Source organism: Alcaligenes sp. CHO6 (assembly GCF_037120595.1).
Classification (GTDB): Bacteria; Pseudomonadota; Gammaproteobacteria; order Burkholderiales; family Burkholderiaceae_B; genus Alcaligenes; species Alcaligenes ammonioxydans.
Genome location: NZ_JBANCI010000010.1, coordinates 1 through 2,304, shown reverse-complemented (window position 1 = coordinate 2,304; position 2,304 = coordinate 1). Strand labels below are relative to the sequence as shown.

Annotated in this window: 2 protein-coding genes; both read left to right on the top strand. The window is 57.6% G+C overall.

The window, feature by feature from the left end; genetic code table 11:
- Positions 1 to 737, top strand: a 737-nt coding sequence (locus V6936_RS17255; protein WP_336580170.1) for an autotransporter outer membrane beta-barrel domain-containing protein, incomplete at its 5' end; no start/stop codon positions are given.
- A gap of 246 nt (positions 738 to 983) precedes the next feature.
- Positions 984 to 2,304, top strand: a 1,321-nt coding sequence (locus V6936_RS17250; RefSeq protein WP_336580169.1) for a S8 family serine peptidase, incomplete at its 3' end; no start/stop codon positions are given.

Below are 2,304 nucleotides of genomic sequence, written 5' to 3'. Positions count from 1 at the left end.
GCGATACCTCCATCGGCGAACAAGGCTGGCGCATGGGTGCGTCTTTGGGCTATCTGGAAAACCGCATCAAACTGGATGATCGCCGTCAGAGCTCGCGCAGCAACAGCTACAGCGCCGCCCTGTACGGTACGCAGGCGTGGGAAATGGGCTCAGGCAGCTTGAACCTGCTGGCCGGCGCTGCCTACACCCGTCACCGTCTGGACAGCGAACGCTCGATCTTCGTTCATCAGAACGAGACGCTGAAAGCCGACTACAAGGCCCACAGCGTCCAGGCCTTTGCCCAATTGGCTTACCGCATGCCGGTGAGCCCCCGCTCCAGCGTGGAGCCTTATGCCAGCGTCAATTGGCACCAACTGCGTCACGGCGCCTTTAGCGAATCAGGCGGTCAGGCCGCATTGCGAGGTGACTCCCAACGTCAGAACCTGAGCACAGTCACGCTGGGGCTGCGGGGCACCACGGAGCTGGACCTGTCCAAAACCACGGTGGCCCTGAGCGCCGGTTTGGGCTGGCGTCACGCCCTGGGTGATACCACCCCTGAACGTGAACTGGCCTTTGCGGCCCTGCCCGGCAGCAACTTTCGCGTAAGCGGTGCGCCTATCGCCAAGAACGCCGCCGTTGCCGAATTGGGTGCCGAACTGAAAGCCGGCAAAAACACCTCTTTTGGCTTGAACTATCAGGGGCAGTTTGGCCGCAACCAGGATCATGCCGGTTCACTGTTCATGAAACTGCGCTTCTGATTGAAACCCTCAAGGCGGGCTTGGCATTTAGCCAAACCCGCTGCGAGCTTACAGGCGACCAACAAAAATCCCTGCGATACGCATGCATGGCATGGGTCCCCACAAGAACACGATCTCGACAATACTGCAGTCCCTAACAGCCGGATTAAACGGCTATGCCGTTAAATGAAAGATGCCTTGAGGACCTCCACGGCAGGTTTTCACAACGAGTGGCCACCCTCCTTAGCAAATCCAAGTAGATAAGACATGTCGAACAAGAAACGCAACACCTCTATGCTGGTGCAGTTGGCTTTGTTAAGCCTGACTTTACCTGGTATCGTCCACGCCGATTCTGAGAGCTCGCTGGAGCAATGGCGCACCAAAGAATATAAGCGTCAACCCGGCCTGGACATGATCAATGCCGCCAAAGCCTATTCGCTCGGCTTTACGGGCCAGGGCGTCACGATCGGTTATCTGGACTCGGGCATTCAGGCAGATCACCCGGAGTTTGCCGGCGCTATTGCAGGAGGCTTTGACTTTACCAGCAACAGCCTCTACGCCAATGGCCAAGGAGTCGATACTCAGCCTCCTGCCGGGCACGGGAGCCATGTTGCCGGAATCATGGGTGCGAGACGTGATGGAGCAGGCATGCACGGGGTCGCTTTCAATAGCCAGCTTTTTGTCGCTGCTTACGGCATGGTTGCTGACGATGATGATGATGATGATGACGACGTTGACAATGGCAATGACGGCACTGCACCGACTCCAGACGATATAAGGGCCTTTCAAGATCGAATGCTCTCTAATGGCTGGAACTATCTCGCCCAATTCAAGCTACCCATTATCAATAGCAGTCTAGGGCTCAATGACTGCTCAAGGTCCTATAACCCGCCCTGCCATATTGTGGACTATGGCTCAGCGCAAAGCGCCCTAGAGGCCCACCCTCTGATCATTGAGTCCTTCAAGAACAGTGCGCAGGCCGGCTCCCTGATGGTGTTTGCTACCGGCAATGAATCTCAAGACCACCCCGATTTTCTGGCCGGTTCTCCCTATTGGTTCCCCGAGCTGAAAGACAACTGGCTGGCCGTGACGGCAGTAGGGGAGGACGGTTCATTGGCCGTCTACGCCAATAAATGTGGGGTTGCCGCCGAGTGGTGTTTGACCGCGCCAGGGGGGCAGTGGGATCCTGGCATCAACGCCGTCAACTCGGACGGCGGCTATACCTATAAAAGCGGCACCTCCATGGCATCACCACATGTGGCCGGAGCAGCAGCATTAGTCAAGGAGGCCTTCCCCTATTTCACCGCTTATCATCTGCAGCAAACCCTGCTGACTACCGCCACCGATATGGGCGACCCCAGCACGTACGGCTGGGGCCTGATGAATGTAGGCAAGGCCGTGCAAGGGCCCGCGCAATTTACCCGCCTGTTTGACGTCGATACGCTGGGCTATCACTCCACCTTCGCCAATGACATCAAGGGCACAGGCGGCTTGCACAAGCGCGGCGCCGGCTCTTTGGAGCTGACGGGCAATAACAGCTATACCGGCGACACCACCGTCAGCGGTGGTCGTCTGGCCGTCAATGGCA